This is a genomic window from Roseovarius sp. SK2, assembly GCF_028807495.1.
In the GTDB taxonomy this organism is placed as follows: Bacteria; Pseudomonadota; Alphaproteobacteria; order Rhodobacterales; family Rhodobacteraceae; genus Roseovarius; species Roseovarius confluentis.
Window position 1 is genome coordinate 540,354 of sequence record NZ_JARAMK010000002.1, and the last position, 14,153, is coordinate 554,506.

Genomic DNA, 14,153 nt, shown 5'->3' on the forward strand with positions numbered 1-14,153 from the left:
CGCGTGTGGATGATCAAGTCAGCGGCAAACTATTCTCGTACGTGATCCCCAGATCGTTGTCTTGAGTAGCTCCATGAGAGCAAAGAAACGACGGTGGCTATTTCATACGAGCTTCCTAGAAGATTAGAGAGACCATGTGCCAACGGCGATCGATCGCTTGTCTGGCGCGAAACCACATACGTTTGACCGACAGCCCCCCCCCGGCCATGCCGAAAGCCGCGCAGCGACCATGACGCCTGCGCGGAATACATCTCGCAAGCGGGATTTTCACCCACACCATAAGATCGACCCAGCCCATGCCCGAGACGGCTTAAACCCTATGCTCTCCAACATCGGTGAGTTCACGAAATCTGCTGTTTGAAAGCAGCAAGCAGCCTGGCCAATCCCGGCGGGCGCAAATGTCATTGAAAGGATAATCTCATGACTAAAGGCACTGTAAAATGGTTCAACGATACCAAAGGCTACGGCTTCATTGAACTGGAAAATGGCAGCGGTGACACGTTCGTACATATCAGCGCGGTTCAGCGCGCCGGCCTCGATAGCCTGAAAGAAGGCGCGAAGGTCATGTTTGAAATCGTGGAAGACCGTATGCGCGGAAAGTCTTCTGCTGAAAACCTTCAGCTGCAGTAAGCAAGCTCCAAATGATACCGGTCAGCGAAGCAAATGTCGCTGACTGGAAAAGTGCAGAAGCAGTCTATTCGCTGCGTTGAGACCATTAAGCATGTCGAGCTCGAAGCCGACCTTCGCTGCAGTACACACTGATGGCTGCTGCGCGGCAAAAAAGCCAATGTAGACGCGGATGTGCTGTCGCAAAGGGAACAACAAGAACCCAAATCTCAACCTCTGCCAAAAATCACAAACAGCTACGACACGCGGTGCGAATTACCCGCGTGCAGAGAGGGGCCCGGAAGGACCCATCGATGATGATCGCAACGGCGCACGATGAAAAAATTCGGGAAGCAGCCGTTCGCTGCGCTTTGCACAGGTGGCCGCTCAGCGGACTTTTCGGGCTTTCGCTGCGCCGTTCACGAAGGTCCGTTGCCCCCTCTTCTTCAGGGTGGACTAAGCATCGAGTAACGCATCGATCACCGCGCATTCTGGGGCAGCATCGCCGGTGCATCGCGCAACAGTGTCCGACAGGACGCGCTCGATGCGCTGCAGATCGGCAATCTTGGCCTGAACGTCAGTCAGATGATCTTCGGCGATGATCTGCACCTCGGCGCATGTCCGGGATCGGTCATCGACCAGCCCAAGCAGCCCGCGAACCTCTTCGAGAGAAAAGCCTAGATCGCGGGACCGCATGACGAATTTCAGCCGCTTGACGTGGGCATCGTCGTAGCTTCGGTAGCCCTTCGTACTGCGCGGCGGGTCCGGCATGATCCCGATTTTCTCGTAATAGCGAATGGTTTCCAGGTTGCAGCCCGTTGCGCGGGCCAAATCGCCCCGCCGAATTGATCTCACGCTTGTGTTACTCATTGTGCCGAAAAATCCCTTGAGCCTGTATCAACTACAGACCCTAGAACGGTGGAAACATCTGTTCAAGGAAGATTCGATGGAACAACATTTGGCGGAACTTCCGCAATCTCAGTCGCAGAAAATTGGCGACGAAACCACCAAGGGATGGGGCGTGACCGGCCTCGGCGTCCTCGGTGCGCTGGCGATGACTTCTTGCTGCATCCTTCCATTGGTGCTGGTCAGCTTTGGCGTGACAGGCGTGTTCATCGCGCAGCTCGGGGCGCTCTATGCCTACAAATGGTACACCTTCGCGCTGAGCGCCGCGTTTTTGGGATACGGCTTCTACAAGGCTTACAAGCCTGTAGATGCCGAGGCCTGTGCCGATGGCACCTGCGCCCGCCCCATCGACCGCCGCATCATGCGCGCAACCCTCTGGGCCGCTTCCGCGATTGTCGCTGTCGCCATGATCTTTCCCTACATCACCCCCTTCATCCTGAAATTCTGAACGAGGACCATGACCATGAAGCATCTCCTGTTATCCGCCCTGGCCATCGTCGCACTCTCGACCCCGGCCCTCGCTGAAGAGCGCCAGGTCGAGATCGCCGTCAGCGAACTGACATGCCCGTCCTGTTCGTTCATTGTTGCCAGCTCGATGCGCGGTGTTCCGTCGGTCGAGATCGCCGCATTCGAGGACGGCCCCGAATACGGGCAGGGTGTTTACAGCGTGACCTACGATGACGCCGAAACTTCCATCGAAAGCATCATCGGCGCGGTGACGGCCAATGGCTATCCGGCGCAGGTGCTGCCCGACACAGCCTCCTGAGCCGCCTGCAATGCGTGACAATCTCCTGCAATGCGTGACAATCTGATGGGTGGCCTGCTGGCCTTCGGAATAGCAGCTCCGGTCGTGGTCGTCTGCTGCGGCGGCGGAACTGCCGTGCTTGCAGCGTTGTTCGGCGGCGTTGGGGCTTGGCTCTCTGGAATGAGTGGCATTGCCGTGCTGGTTTTGGCGGGTCTGACCTACCTGATCGTCCGCGCACTGCGTCGTTCGCAAATGAAACGCGCCTCCGGCCCCGACCCATCACAGAGAAAGACGGCTCCTTGACTGACACACCTGAAAATTCCGACCGTCTGCTGAAATGGGGGCTTGGCGGTGCGCTCTTCGCCGCGCTCTGCTGCTTTACACCGCTTCTGGTCGTCATCGTCGCTGGCGTCGGATTGTCGGCCCTCACGGGCTGGCTCGATTACGCCCTGTTCCCGCTGCTGTTTTTCAGCCTCGCCGTGGTGGCACAGGCCCTTTGGCTGCGCGCTGGCAAACCGGGACCGGCCCCGAAACTTTGGGCCACCGGCCTCGCGGTGGCCCTGTCGATCCTGATCATTCTTCTCGAATTCAGGTTCGCAATACGGATCACAATCGGCGTTTTCGCCGCCACAGCACTCTACGCGGTTCTCCTGAACCGTGCGCAAAAGAAAGGATCGCGCTTATGATGATGGGATGTTGCACCGCCACCGGCATGGTCTTCGGCCTCCTCGGCATGTTGACACCGCTGATCGCCATCGGCGCGGTCATATATCTGCTCGCCGCCAGACCAAAAGACCCCGAACATGGCGAGGCGCGCTGAGATGAAAGACCTGAACAAAACCGACGATGAACAGGGCGGCTATGACCTGATCGTTCTTGGGGCCGGATCGGCGGGGTTCTCCGCCGCAATTACCGGCGCGGATGCCGGAAAGCGTGTCGCCCTCGTAGGACATGGCACCATCGGCGGAACTTGCGTCAACGTGGGATGCGTGCCCTCCAAGGCGATGATCCGTGCGGCAGAGGCCGTGCACTGTGCGGGGGCTGCCAAGCGGTTCCCCGGCCTGTCGGGTCGGGCACAAGTGGATGATTGGCAGACGCTCGTTCAGTCCAAGGACGATCTGGTCACGACCCTGCGCCAGAAGAAATACGCGGACCTTCTGCCGGAATATGAGGATGTCGATTACATCGACGCCGGTCCCGCGCGGCTGATCGAAGGTGGCGTGACAGTCGGTGAGCGAACCCTGAAAGCACCGAGGACCATCATCGCCACGGGCGGGCGTCCCGTTCTGCCGACCATCGACGGCATCGAGGAAATCGGCGCGCTCAACAGCACCAGTCTTCTGGAACTCGAAGTACTGCCGAAAAGCCTGATCTTCATCGGCGCGGGCTACATCGGCGCGGAGCTGGCCCAGATGATGAGCCGCATGGGCGTGAAGGTCACGCTTGTCGCCCGTTCGCATCTGTTGCCCGGCGCGGAACCAGAGGTCTCGGAGGCATTGGCGGCGGCGTTCGAGGCCGAAGGCATCACTCTTCTGACCGGGTTAAGCTACGACACTGTGCGCCGCGACGACGCGGGCGTGACACTGCGCGTGATCCAGAACGGAAAGCCTGTCGAAGTGACGGCGGATCACCTCGTTTCGACCGCTGGCAGGCGGGCCAATACCAAAGATATGGGCCTGGACGCAATCGGCGTGGAAACCGACGCGCGTGGGTCCATCGTCGTCGGCGACGACATGCAGACATCGGTGCGCGGCATCTATGCCGCAGGCGATGTGACCGACCGCGACCAGTTCGTCTATATGGCGGCCTATGGTGCAAAGCTCGCGGCCAAAAATGCGGTTCTCGGCGAAGACCATCGCTACGACAACGCCGCGATGCCCTGGGTGGTGTTTTCCGACCCGCAGGTCGCGGGCGTCGGTCTCGGTGAAGCCCAGGCGCGGGACGCGGGCCTCGACGTCAAGACGTCCATCGTACCGCTCGATCAGGTGCCGCGCGCACTGGCCGCACGCGACACGCGCGGATTGATCAAGCTGGTGGCGGACAGAAAGTCCGACCGGCTGCTTGGCGGCCAGATCATCGCGCCCGAGGGGTCCGATACGATCCAGACCCTCGTTATGGCGCTGAAGTTTGGCATGACCACAAAGGCGCTCGGGGAGACGATCTTCCCCTATCTGACGACCGTGGAAGGGCTGAAGCTGGCGGCGCAAACCTTCGATATGGACGTGGCAAAGTTGAGCTGCTGCGCCGGATGAAGATCAGGACAAGGACCGGAGAATGAATGAAGACTACGACCTGATCGTCATCGGGGCGGGCATGGCGGGCGTGGCCGCGGCCAACAAATGTGGCGCGGCAGGATGGCGTGTCGCCATTGTCGATGCGCTGCCCTACGGCGGCACCTGCGCATTGCGCGGCTGCGATCCAAAGAAAATCCTGCGGCGCGGTGCGGAAATCATGGACGCGGCACGGCTCATGCAGGGCAAGGGGATCGATCCCGGTGATCTGTCGATCAACTGGGCCGATCTGATGGCACACAAGCGTGGCTTCACCGATCCCGTGCCGGACAAGATGGAAAAGGGCCTGTCGGGCAACGGCGTCGAAACCCTGCATGGAGCCGCGCGGTTCACGGGAAGCAACACGCTGGAGGTCGATGGAACGGCATATCAGTCGGAACGGTTCCTCGTGGCCGCCGGTGCCATGCCCAGGCCGCTGAGCTTCACAGGGGCCGATCTCGTGATCGACAGCACGGATTTCCTCAACCTGGAGGCCCTTCCCAATCGGGTTCTTTTTATCGGTGGCGGCTTCGTGTCCTTCGAGTTTGCGCATATCGCCGCACGGGCCGGAGCCAACCCGATCATCGTGGATCGTGGCGCCCGGCCCTTACGCGGCTTCGATCCCGATCTGGTCGAAATGCTGATCGACCGCAGCGGCGGTATCGGCGTGGACCTGATGCGCGAAACCGAAATCGTGTCGGTCTCGGAAGCCAGTAGAGCATTCACTGTCGAGGTGAAGTCGGGCGATGAAACCCGAACAATCGAAACCGATCTGGTCGTGCATGGCGCGGGCCGTGTGGCAGCCCTGGCCGATCTGAATCTTGAGGCGGCTGGTGTTGATTACAGCGACAAGGGCATCGTTGTAGCCCCGCATCTGCAAAGCACGACGAACAGCGCGGTCTTTGCCGCCGGAGATTGCGCCGACACCGATGGCATGCCGCTGACGCCAGTCGCAGTGATCGAAGGGAAGGTCGCGGCCTCCAACATGCTCAAAGACACTCAGACCGCACCGGATTATGCCGGTATTCCTACAGCCGTCTTCACAGTCCCGGAAGTGGCGCGTGTCGGTATGTTGGAAAGTGAGGCAAGGGACGCCGGGTATGATGTCGATGTTCGGTTCACCGACACTGGCGATTGGTATTCGAACTACCGGATCGGCGAGACCTCTGCTGCCGCGAAGGTCCTCGTGGACAAGTCGAACGGCAAGATCCTCGGCGCGCACCTGTTCGGCCCGGAATACGGCGAACTGATCAATTTCTTCGGGCTGGCAATCAAGCTGGGCCTGGCGGCCAAGCAACTTAAGTCGATGACGGCGGCCTATCCAAGTGTTGGATCGGATTTGGGCTCGCTTCTCTGAATTTGAAAGATTTTTCGCAATAGACCCGATCCTCCTCGGAACGTATGTCTGGCCCGATGAAGACGGTTCTTATCTACTTCGCCGCTGCGCTGGCCGAAATTGCCGGATGCTTTGCTTTCTGGGCCTGGTTCCGGCTGGACAAGAGCGTGTTTTGGTTGGCACCGGGCATGCTGTCCCTTGCCGCTTTCGCCTGGCTACTGGCGCTCAGCCCCGCCGATCAGGCGGGCCGCGCCTATGCAGTCTACGGTGGCGTTTACATCGTATCGTCCCTGCTGTGGCTATGGGGCGTAGAAGGGCATCGCCCGGATCAATGGGATGTAGTTGGAGCGGTCATTTGCCTTGTCGGTGCGGGTATTATTCTCTGGGCACCGCGCAGTATTTGAGAGGCAGCCGCAGACGGGGTGAAGCGCTGAATCGTTCGATTAGATCGCCTTTTGGTTCACGCGTTCCGACAACTCGGCGCTGCTTCCCCTCCGCATCGCGGCTGCGATCAAGCAGGTTTTCTACCGCCCTCGAAAGCAGCGATACATCCTTTACGCAGCATCGGTCAAAGTGGGCTCGAAGCAGACTTGCGGCGGCGCGGCATGCTTTGTTCGACTTGATCGCCTTTAAGCGTGGCGAGTGTGGTATGATCGGTGTCGGCATGCTGCCGAGGACGTGGTGGGCGTGGTGGATGGGAGCAACCACTATGCCAACTACAAACCTGCCTGCAATTCGTGCATGTCGCCCAGCTTGGAACAAGGGGCGGATCGTCGGCCAGAAGCGACCGCTTGCACCGAAACACGTCTGGGCGATCCGGGTTCGTCTTGAGATCGCGCAGAAAATCCGAGAGCTGGCGCTATTCAATCTCGCCATCGACAGCAAGTTGCGGGGCTGCGATCTAGTAAAGCTCAAGGTCGCTGACGTCTATGCTGCCGGACAGGTCAAGCACCGCGCTTCAATCGTCCAGAGCAAGACGCGTAAACCGGTCAGCTTCGAGATCACCGAGGGAACGCGAAAGGCTGTCGCGGATTGGCTCGAGGATCCCTTGATGATCGGATCGGAACATTTGTGGCCTGGCCGCTTCCACGAGCGCCTGCATATTTCGACGAGGCAATACGCTCGCCTGGTGCGTGAATGGGTGACCTCAATCGGCCTAGAGCCGAGCGCCTATGGCACCCACTCTATGCGGCGCACCAAGGTCGCGCAGATATACCGCAAGACCGGCAACCTACGCGCGGTTCAGCTTTTGTTGGGCCATACGAAAATGGATAGCACGGTGCGCTATCTCGGTGTTGAACTCGAAGATGCGCTGACCATCGCCGAGGCGGTAGAAATCTGAAGGCTAAGGGCCGTCTTAACAGACGGCCCTGACCAGCCATTCGTCTGGACCACCACCCCTGCGGCGCAGCTTCCCCAAACCGGACTTTCATAGGACCGCGCAGCATCATCCACGAGGCCGAGGTCCGCAAGGCGGACGCTGCACATGCAGCTGCGACCGATCGAGTGTATTTCACGCGCAGATTGCAGAAGACCGCACCGGCGCCTTGGAAAGAACAAGCAACGCAGAATACTTCTAATTGCTGGCGCCTTGGCCGTTTCGTCCACTGTCACTTTTCCCGCAAGCGATCGACTTCAACAGCTCGCGAAGCCAGATGTTACGAGGGTCGCGCCTGTTGTGGGGGTGCCACGCAATCTGGGTCGGGAAGTTGCCCAAATTCAGGGGAACCGCCACGTTCCGTAGGCCGTAAGGCTTGGCGACCATGTCGGCGATACGGGCCGGCACCGTGGCGATGCCGCCGATGTCGGCAACGGTCGTCGCCGCCGTCAGGAAGTGCGAGACGACCATGGCGGTGTTGCGACGCAGGCCCGCATCGGCGGTAAGCTTTTGCAGCCCGGTGCGCCATTTGCCGGGCGGCGCCACCACGACATGAGGCAGCCGCTCATAAAGGTCGCGGTCCAGAACCGCCCCGACGCCATGAACACCGGGCGCGACGATGCAGCGGAAGCCGTCAGTGAAAAGCTCCGAAACCACAAGGTCTTGCGGGGGCGGAGAAAACCGCCCGATGGCGAGGTCGAAGGTCTGCCCCGCAAGCGAACGCGGATCCAGATCCGGCCCGATCGGAGTAAGCTCCAGCTGTGCTTTCGGGGCATGACGCACAAAGGCCGCGGCCAGGGCCGGGGCCAGAACGACCTCGGCATAAGGGCCGAGCAACAATCGGAACCGCCGCGTGCTCTGCGCCGGATCGAAAGGTTCGGCGGCGCGGAAGGCTTGCTCCAGCCGGTCCAGCCCCGCCGCGATGTCGGGCGCGATCTGCAACGCCTTCTCGGTCGGCTCGACCCCGTAGCGGGCGCGCAGGAACAGCTCATCCCCCAAGGCGACGCGCAGCCGGGCGAGCGCTGCGCTGACGGTGCTTTGCGATTGGCCAAGGCGCTGTGCCGCGGCGGTGACATTGCGTTCCTCCATCACGGCATGGAAGACGCGCAGAAGGGCGATATCGGCGGTCATCCCTCCGGTTTATCGATTTCTGACATGGAGCGCATCAATTTCTCGATTCCTGTATAAAGGCCCATATGGGGTCTGAGACGCCCCCGAATACGATCGACGGGGCAATGCGATACACCAAGGAGGCCCGAAAATGGCACGTATTCTGATCCTCTCCACCGCCGCTGACGTCCTGGGCGACACCGGCAACCCCACCGGCGTCTGGTACGAAGAGCTGGCCAGCCCCTACTACGCGTTCCTCGACGCGGGCCACGACGTCACGCTGGTTACGCTGGGCGGCCAGCCCGTGCCGATCGACCCGAACTCTGACGTGACGGGGGATGACGCCCCGGCCTCAGTCACGCGGTTCCGCGCCGACGCGGCGGCCACGGCGCTGCTGAAAGCCCCCGGTCGGCTCGAGGATGAGGACGTCACCGCTTACGACGCGCTCTACATCCCCGGCGGTCACGGGGCGATGTTCGACCTTGCCGAGAGCGCACTGGCCGCCAAGGCCATCGGCGCCGCATGGGACAGCGGCAAGGTGGTCGCATCGGTCTGCCACGGCCCCGCCGCCTTCAAGAACGTCGTGGATGCGAACGGCGTTTCCATCGTGAAGGGGCGCAAGGTGACCGCCTTCACAAACAGCGAGGAAGACGCCGTCGGCCTGACCGAGGCGGTGCCGTTCCTGCTGGAGACGATGCTGCGTGAGCTTGGCGCCACCTTCGAAGGCGTGGCGGACTGGCAGCCCTACGCCATTTCCGATGGCCGCCTTGTCACTGGCCAGAACCCGGCCTCGTCGGAGGGGGCGGCACAGAAGGTTCTGGCGCTTCTCTAAGTCTCTCATCGCGCCGCCCCGCAATGGGCGGCGCAAGTCGCTTCACGGCCCTGACCAGCCGTTCAGTCCCTTGCCGATCGCCGCGGTGCAGCTTCACTAGACCGGCCATTCGTCCATCGCGCAGCATCATCGGAGGATGAAGGTCGGCAGGGCGGACTTTTCAGACCTTCGCTGGGTTATGAACGAGGGTCCGCTTCACCTACGGACAACCGCGTTCTGGGTATCATTCGCCAGTCATAAGAATCTTTGACATCCGCTCACGCGCACGTCGCGGCACTGCATCCGGCAGCGGCGTCGCATCGTCGACGTCCCCTACGTCGATAATCATCACCATGCCCATGGCGTAATGCGGTGAGCACTTGATGCCGTAGCGTCCCTTAATCTCGAAGCTGACGGAGATCTCTTCGTCGATTTTTCCAATAAAACGTTGGGCACCTTCGGGTAGCATCTCGGGAATGGACGCTGCGTTGTGCCCGCGCTGTGTGGCCAGGAAACGGACCGTGTCGCCGGGAGCGATCTGCAGGTGAGCGGGCTCGTAGAGCATCGCGCCGGTGTCTCCGCGCGTAAGCATTTTCACTTCGTGGGTTTCGGCGTATGCGATGGACGGCAGTAGGGTGATCAACGCGGTTAGAAGTCGCATGGGCGATCCTTTACAGAGCATGAGAAAAATGGAGGCGTGGCGAGCCGTCCGGACCGGCATGACGCATGGCCGCCACGCCGAAAACTTCGGCAAGTAGCGGCTCGCTCAAAACCTCGGTCGGGGAGCCGGTCGCGAAAAGGCGACCACCGTTGAGCACCCCGATCCGGTCGCAGGCCGTGGCCTGGTTCAGATCGTGCAGCGCGACGACGCGGGTTATCGGCAGGCTCCCGACCAGTTCCATGAGCGAAAGCTGATGGCGGATGTCGAGGTGGTTGGTGGGCTCGTCGAGTAGGAGGAGATCGGGTGTCTGCGCAAGCGCGCGGGCTATGTGGACGCGCTGCCGTTCGCCGCCCGAGAGGGTATGCCAGAGGCGATCGGCGAACGTGGTCATCTCCACCGCTCCAAGGGCGTCCGACACTGCAGCATCGTCGACCCCGCTCCAGCCCCGCAACGGCGAGAGGTAGGGCGTCCGCCCCAGTTCAACTGCTTCGCGTACGGTCAGGCGATCCGTGGTGTCGGCCTGCTGCTCAACGAATGCGATGCGCTGCGCGCGCGTCCGGGCCGGAATCCTTACAAAGTCCGCACCTTCAGCCAGGACGCGCCCGACGGAAGCCCGGCGCAGCCCGGCGAGACAGCGCATCAGCGTCGACTTGCCCGATCCATTAGGGCCGATCAGGCCGAACAGCTCTCCAGGTTCGATCCGGAGCGTGATGTTCTGAAGGAGCGGCGTGCGATGCACGCGCGCCGACAGGGCCTGCACTTCGATCCTCATCGCTGCGCACCTCGAACGAGGATCAGCGCAAAGGCCGGGGCGCCGACGAGCGCGGTCACCACTCCGATGGGCAGGACCTGACCCGGGACTATGACGCGGCTGATCACATCGGCCGCGACAAGGAACACTGCCCCGGCAAGGGCAGATGCGGGCACCAGACGGTCGTGGCGCGTGCCTACGAGAAACCGCATGGCATGGGGGACGACCAGCCCCACAAAGCCGATTGCCCCCACCTTCGAGACGAGAACGCCGACCATGATCGCGGTTGCGGTGATCAGGCTACCGCGCAGGGCCGGCACGTTGATCCCGAGCGATGCCGCCCCGTCCGCCCCGAAGGTGAAGGCGTCAAGCCCGCGCCGGTGCCAGAGGCAGAGGCCCACCCCAGCAAGGGAGACCAGCGTGCAGGCCGTGACATCTTCCCAACGAATGCCAGAAAGGTTGCCCATCAGCCAGAACATGATGCCCCGTGCCTGCTCGGCATTGGCCGAGCGGGCGATGGTGAAGGCCGTGAACGCATTGAACATCTGCGATCCGGCAATGCCCGCAAGGATGATTGCGGCCGCAGCCTGTGTGGCGCGGCCGCCACCGGCGCCTCCGCTCACGGCATGGGCCAGGAACACGACACACCCGAATGCGAGAAGCGCACCAGTCAGTGCCCCGAACGACATGGAAATCACGCCACCGCCGACGCCCGCAACCGTTACCAGAATCGCGCCGGTCGAGGCTCCCGCCGAAAGGCCCATAAGGTAGGGATCAGCCAGCGGGTTTCGCAGGAGCGCCTGAAGCACGACGCCTGTCAGCGCCAGCCCCGCACCGCAACAGGCGGCGACGATGGCTCGAGGGAGGCGATAGCTCCAGATGATCCCCGCCTCGATCTCGTCCACGGGATAGCTTGCGCCCCAAACGTGGTTCGCCAGCGTTTGAAGGACGGTGGCGAACGGCAGCCGTGTCTCGCCGATAGCCGTCCCGGCGAGAATGGTGAGACCGAGGATCAGGGGCGCCGCCCACAGGCTGCGCCCCGGCGCGCCCCGTGGCGGCGCGACCACCATCGTCATTCGAACGACATCTCCGAGAGCGCCTCGGACAGCGTTTCCAGCCCGTAGATCGAGCGCATTGTCGCGCTCATTGCATGGGCGTCGATCTGTACGATCCGCCCCTCCTGAACAGCCGTCATTTGGCTTGCCACTGGATCGTTGCGCAGGAACTCCAGCTTTTTCTCCACATCATCGGCCGGAAAGCGGCGGCGATCCATATAGGCGATGACCATGATGTCCGGATCAGCGCGGGCGATGGTCTCCCATCCGACCGTCGGCCACTCCTCATCCGAGTCGATAACGTTCTCGATGCCGAGAGCGCCCATCATGTAGCCCGGCGCGCCGAGCTGCCCGGCGACATAGGGATCGATCTCCAGATCGGCCGAAGAAAACCAGAATACCGCCGACAGATCGTCCGGCAAATCGACCCCCTCGGCCCGGGCGACCGCGTTGGCCTCAACAGCCTCAAGCTCTGCAACCAGAGTTTCGCCCGCGCCTTGCACGTCGAAGATCTCCGACAACTCCCGGATGCCCTTGTAGACGGACGCCGTCTCGAAGGCTCCCGTCCGCGTGCCGTCCCCGCCGGTGGAATTGTCCTTGGTGTCACAATCGGCCGGCATGATGTAGGTGGGGATGCCGATGTCATGGAACATCTCGCGCGTCCCCACGATCCCGCTTTCGCCGACGTGCCATTCGTATTGCACGGCAACCAGGCCGGGCTTCTTCGCGGCCACGCTCTCGAAGCTCGGGTCGTTATCGGCAATCCGCTCGATCCCTTCGTTCACCTCGGTGAATTCCGGCAGGACCGGATTGAACCAGACCGAGGTGCCCGAGACCTTAGTCGCAAGACCCAAAGAATAGAGGATCTCAGTCGCTGACTGGCCAATAGTCACTGCGCTGTCCGGAGCGGCGTCAAAGGATACTTCGACACCACAATTCGTGAGATTGAGAGGGTAGTTTGTTTCCTGCGCTTGCAGGGGAAGTGCGGCGCTGGCCACCAAGGTGGCTGCAATCAAGTTCTGTCTCATCCGATCCGTCCCGTCAGATAGGACCGTCAGGGGCAAGACGTGAAACAGAATAGGCCAAGACGACCACGTCGAGTTTCCCGCCCCGGCACACCCCGTCCGGTCGTAGTTTCATGTCCGTCGGCAGGTCTCCTGACTGGCGGGTTCCCGCACCTCTCGCCTTCCCGGGATAATCCCAGTGGCATTCGAGAGGCACTCGCCGCCTACAGTTGCGGGGGCAGTTCCGTTTACCGGCCAAGGCCGGAACGGATTCCCTTTTCATTCCCGAAGGAAACCGACACCGAGATCAGTCGCAGAATCTCCGCCCCGCCGCAAGCGCATTATGAGTGGGCGTGCTGCCAGTCGTATGTGATCGCCATAGCTGCCGTTCGGCCTTTCCGCAGCATATGGAAATACGGGCTCCTTCCAGACGTCCGCCGCAAGGTGCGTGAAGGTCGGCTTTGCGGGAGAAGCAGACTCTGGACCATCAAGTACCGAAGGTCTTGGTCACATTTGACGTCTATTAGCGAGGAAACAGACCGAAGAGAAGCAAGCCGCTCAATTGTATCGCTGCGAACACCAGAAGCACCTTCCGGTTAAAGCTGTAGCTTTCGTGAGTTGGGTCACGCAGTTCCAAGTGATTAAACGGCTGCACGAAAAAATGCCTGTAGAAGGTGAAGACCATGAAGCTAAAAAATGCTATCAGCCAGACGCCTTCTGCAACCACCATAGCGTATTGACCTAGCATTCTTCATATCTCCTATCTTCGGGGTGATACCCTACATGTGCACCATCGTCGTGCAAAGGCTCCGAGCAGCCTTTCGCTGCGAAGCTCGTGGATGCCCGCTCTGGGCCGCGCACTTATTCATGATCCCTGTTCCTTGAGAAGTCTAAATGTTTCCAAGAGACTGCACACAGCCTCGGCAAACGACAGTTCGCCAACCAGCATCTGTCCGTGCACCCGTTCCATTTCGCGCGCTGAAAGCTCCATCAAGCCTTCGTAGCCGTATCCCTTTCGTTCGAAGACTTTCGCGACACGTTTCTCAAAATCTCCTAGCCCCATTTCCACTGAGGACTTGTCTAGAACTTTGGTAGGTGCCATCGAACTCAGTGCATTCGTTTTCTCAGCTTTTTCCTTTTTCTTTTTAGTTTCTTTTATTGTTTCGGGTGCAGTCCGCTTCACGTTTGAGCGGCAGCGTATTGCAGGAGTTGCGGCAACCGGGTGCATGCCAACTCGTTGTCCTGCGCGCGTCTTCAGCTGTGCCAGCCGTGCATTCTGCCCCAGCTCGTCCACGGAAAATATCAGGAACTGATTGCGCGATCGCTGCGCTGCCCGATAGCGTTTCAAAGCGCCTCTTTCTTCCAATTCCGCGAACGCGCCTCGTATACTCCTTTCTGAGTAGCCAGTTTCTTCCATTGATCGGCCCCATCTAAGTGGTCCAATTTGATTGTTAGTGCATGATCGGCCTTTGGTCCATCTGGACTATGGCTTCTGGCGCAGGCGGGCGATAGCCCAGAGC

The 14,153-nt window shown here is 60.9% G+C and carries 19 protein-coding genes and 1 riboswitch; of the genes, 11 read left to right on the forward strand and 8 right to left on the reverse strand.

The genetic code is table 11. The annotated features are described in order from the left end of the window. Positions 1–420 precede the first annotated feature (420 nt). A complete protein-coding gene (locus PVV74_RS06895; protein WP_274592696.1) occupies positions 421–630 on the forward strand; it encodes a cold-shock protein in 210 nt (69 codons plus the stop codon). 432 nt (positions 631–1,062) lie between these two features. Here PVV74_RS06895 and PVV74_RS06900 read toward each other — a convergent pair whose 3' ends face one another. Next, positions 1,063–1,476, reverse strand: coding sequence for a MerR family transcriptional regulator (locus tag PVV74_RS06900; protein ID WP_153218054.1), 414 nt, complete (start codon positions 1,474–1,476; stop codon positions 1,063–1,065). Between the two features lie 76 nt (positions 1,477–1,552). Between PVV74_RS06900 and PVV74_RS06905 the strand changes: the two genes are divergently transcribed. The 9 genes from PVV74_RS06905 to PVV74_RS06945 all read left to right on the forward strand — a co-directional run bounded on the left by PVV74_RS06905 (position 1,553) and on the right by PVV74_RS06945 (position 7,205). Continuing rightward, positions 1,553–1,960, forward strand: coding sequence for a mercuric transporter MerT family protein (locus PVV74_RS06905; RefSeq protein WP_007803565.1), 408 nt, complete (start codon positions 1,553–1,555; stop codon positions 1,958–1,960). A 15-nt stretch (positions 1,961–1,975) separates the two neighbouring features. Continuing rightward, on the forward strand, positions 1,976–2,278 hold the full coding sequence (locus PVV74_RS06910; protein WP_040545980.1) for a hypothetical protein: 303 nt from the start codon (positions 1,976–1,978) through the stop codon (positions 2,276–2,278). Between the two features lie 30 nt (positions 2,279–2,308). Next, positions 2,309–2,560: a hypothetical protein gene (locus tag PVV74_RS06915; protein WP_072629817.1), complete on the forward strand. Its 252-nt coding sequence runs from the start codon at positions 2,309–2,311 to the stop codon at positions 2,558–2,560. Beyond that, the gene (gene merF, locus PVV74_RS06920) at positions 2,557–2,943 is read left to right on the forward strand and encodes a mercury resistance system transport protein MerF (RefSeq protein WP_274592697.1); all 387 of its coding nucleotides are present in this window, start codon (positions 2,557–2,559) and stop codon (positions 2,941–2,943) included. The genes PVV74_RS06915 and merF overlap by 4 nt, the downstream gene beginning before the upstream one ends. Beyond that, positions 2,940–3,077 carry a hypothetical protein gene (locus PVV74_RS06925; protein WP_007803572.1) on the forward strand — a complete coding sequence of 46 codons (138 nt, stop codon included), beginning with the start codon at positions 2,940–2,942 and terminating at the stop codon, positions 3,075–3,077. The genes merF and PVV74_RS06925 overlap by 4 nt, the downstream gene beginning before the upstream one ends. Position 3,078: 1 nt before the next feature. Beyond that, on the forward strand, positions 3,079–4,509 hold the full coding sequence (merA, locus tag PVV74_RS06930) for a mercury(II) reductase (RefSeq protein ID WP_274592698.1): 1,431 nt from the start codon (positions 3,079–3,081) through the stop codon (positions 4,507–4,509). Positions 4,510–4,531: 22 nt separating this feature from the next. Continuing rightward, positions 4,532–5,884, forward strand: coding sequence for a dihydrolipoyl dehydrogenase family protein (locus PVV74_RS06935; protein ID WP_007803574.1), 1,353 nt, complete (start codon positions 4,532–4,534; stop codon positions 5,882–5,884). Positions 5,885–5,940: 56 nt separating this feature from the next. Continuing rightward, positions 5,941–6,267: a YnfA family protein gene (locus PVV74_RS06940; RefSeq protein ID WP_040546036.1), complete on the forward strand. Its 327-nt coding sequence runs from the start codon at positions 5,941–5,943 to the stop codon at positions 6,265–6,267. A gap of 305 nt (positions 6,268–6,572) precedes the next feature. Beyond that, complete coding sequence (locus PVV74_RS06945) at positions 6,573–7,205, forward strand: tyrosine-type recombinase/integrase (protein ID WP_274592718.1); 633 nt, start codon at positions 6,573–6,575, stop codon at positions 7,203–7,205. Between the two features lie 234 nt (positions 7,206–7,439). Here PVV74_RS06945 and PVV74_RS06950 read toward each other — a convergent pair whose 3' ends face one another. Beyond that, the gene (locus PVV74_RS06950) at positions 7,440–8,372 is read right to left on the reverse strand and encodes a LysR family transcriptional regulator (protein WP_274592699.1); all 933 of its coding nucleotides are present in this window, start codon (positions 8,370–8,372) and stop codon (positions 7,440–7,442) included. A 130-nt stretch (positions 8,373–8,502) separates the two neighbouring features. Between PVV74_RS06950 and PVV74_RS06955 the strand changes: the two genes are divergently transcribed. Beyond that, positions 8,503–9,183: a type 1 glutamine amidotransferase domain-containing protein gene (locus PVV74_RS06955; protein ID WP_274592700.1), complete on the forward strand. Its 681-nt coding sequence runs from the start codon at positions 8,503–8,505 to the stop codon at positions 9,181–9,183. A gap of 223 nt (positions 9,184–9,406) precedes the next feature. Here PVV74_RS06955 and PVV74_RS06960 read toward each other — a convergent pair whose 3' ends face one another. The 6 genes from PVV74_RS06960 to PVV74_RS06985 form a co-directional block, all read right to left on the reverse strand. After that, complete coding sequence (locus PVV74_RS06960; RefSeq protein WP_274592701.1) at positions 9,407–9,823, reverse strand: pseudoazurin; 417 nt, start codon at positions 9,821–9,823, stop codon at positions 9,407–9,409. Between the two features lie 10 nt (positions 9,824–9,833). Beyond that, positions 9,834–10,595, reverse strand: coding sequence for an ABC transporter ATP-binding protein (locus tag PVV74_RS06965; RefSeq protein ID WP_274592702.1), 762 nt, complete (start codon positions 10,593–10,595; stop codon positions 9,834–9,836). Beyond that, the gene (locus tag PVV74_RS06970; protein WP_274592719.1) at positions 10,592–11,644 is read right to left on the reverse strand and encodes a FecCD family ABC transporter permease; all 1,053 of its coding nucleotides are present in this window, start codon (positions 11,642–11,644) and stop codon (positions 10,592–10,594) included. The genes PVV74_RS06965 and PVV74_RS06970 overlap by 4 nt, the downstream gene beginning before the upstream one ends. Positions 11,645–11,646: 2 nt before the next feature. Beyond that, complete coding sequence (locus PVV74_RS06975; protein ID WP_274592703.1) at positions 11,647–12,657, reverse strand: ABC transporter substrate-binding protein; 1,011 nt, start codon at positions 12,655–12,657, stop codon at positions 11,647–11,649. A gap of 102 nt (positions 12,658–12,759) precedes the next feature. Continuing rightward, a riboswitch (cobalamin riboswitch) is annotated at positions 12,760–12,948 on the reverse strand. A 208-nt stretch (positions 12,949–13,156) separates the two neighbouring features. Further along, positions 13,157–13,381: a hypothetical protein gene (locus PVV74_RS06980; protein ID WP_274592704.1), complete on the reverse strand. Its 225-nt coding sequence runs from the start codon at positions 13,379–13,381 to the stop codon at positions 13,157–13,159. A gap of 117 nt (positions 13,382–13,498) precedes the next feature. Further along, positions 13,499–14,050, reverse strand: a complete 552-nt coding sequence (locus tag PVV74_RS06985; RefSeq protein WP_274592705.1) for a hypothetical protein — start codon at positions 14,048–14,050, stop codon at positions 13,499–13,501. Between the last annotated feature and the right edge of the window lie 103 nt (positions 14,051–14,153).

Bases quoted from the DNA above. Each gene is read 5' to 3' on its own strand.
- PVV74_RS06980 (WP_274592704.1), bottom strand. From the start codon at position 13,381: ATGCTAGGTCAATACGCTATGGTGGTTGCAGAAGGCGTCTGGCTGATA.
- PVV74_RS06955 (WP_274592700.1), top strand. From the start codon at position 8,503: ATGGCACGTATTCTGATCCTCTCCACCGCCGCTGACGTCCTGGGCGAC.
- PVV74_RS06895 (WP_274592696.1), top strand. From the start codon at position 421: ATGACTAAAGGCACTGTAAAATGGTTCAACGATACCAAAGGCTACGGC.
- PVV74_RS06905 (WP_007803565.1), top strand. From the start codon at position 1,553: ATGGAACAACATTTGGCGGAACTTCCGCAATCTCAGTCGCAGAAAATT.
- PVV74_RS06965 (WP_274592702.1), bottom strand. From the start codon at position 10,595: ATGAGGATCGAAGTGCAGGCCCTGTCGGCGCGCGTGCATCGCACGCCG.
- PVV74_RS06935 (WP_007803574.1), top strand. From the start codon at position 4,532: ATGAATGAAGACTACGACCTGATCGTCATCGGGGCGGGCATGGCGGGC.
- PVV74_RS06910 (WP_040545980.1), top strand. From the start codon at position 1,976: ATGAAGCATCTCCTGTTATCCGCCCTGGCCATCGTCGCACTCTCGACC.
- PVV74_RS06940 (WP_040546036.1), top strand. From the start codon at position 5,941: ATGAAGACGGTTCTTATCTACTTCGCCGCTGCGCTGGCCGAAATTGCC.
- PVV74_RS06915 (WP_072629817.1), top strand. From the start codon at position 2,309: ATGCGTGACAATCTGATGGGTGGCCTGCTGGCCTTCGGAATAGCAGCT.
- PVV74_RS06950 (WP_274592699.1), bottom strand. From the start codon at position 8,372: ATGACCGCCGATATCGCCCTTCTGCGCGTCTTCCATGCCGTGATGGAG.
- PVV74_RS06900 (WP_153218054.1), bottom strand. From the start codon at position 1,476: ATGAGTAACACAAGCGTGAGATCAATTCGGCGGGGCGATTTGGCCCGC.
- merA (WP_274592698.1), top strand. From the start codon at position 3,079: ATGAAAGACCTGAACAAAACCGACGATGAACAGGGCGGCTATGACCTG.
- PVV74_RS06970 (WP_274592719.1), bottom strand. From the start codon at position 11,644: ATGGTGGTCGCGCCGCCACGGGGCGCGCCGGGGCGCAGCCTGTGGGCG.
- PVV74_RS06975 (WP_274592703.1), bottom strand. From the start codon at position 12,657: ATGAGACAGAACTTGATTGCAGCCACCTTGGTGGCCAGCGCCGCACTT.
- PVV74_RS06925 (WP_007803572.1), top strand. From the start codon at position 2,940: ATGATGATGGGATGTTGCACCGCCACCGGCATGGTCTTCGGCCTCCTC.
- PVV74_RS06945 (WP_274592718.1), top strand. From the start codon at position 6,573: ATGCCAACTACAAACCTGCCTGCAATTCGTGCATGTCGCCCAGCTTGG.
- PVV74_RS06960 (WP_274592701.1), bottom strand. From the start codon at position 9,823: ATGCGACTTCTAACCGCGTTGATCACCCTACTGCCGTCCATCGCATAC.
- PVV74_RS06985 (WP_274592705.1), bottom strand. From the start codon at position 14,050: ATGGAAGAAACTGGCTACTCAGAAAGGAGTATACGAGGCGCGTTCGCG.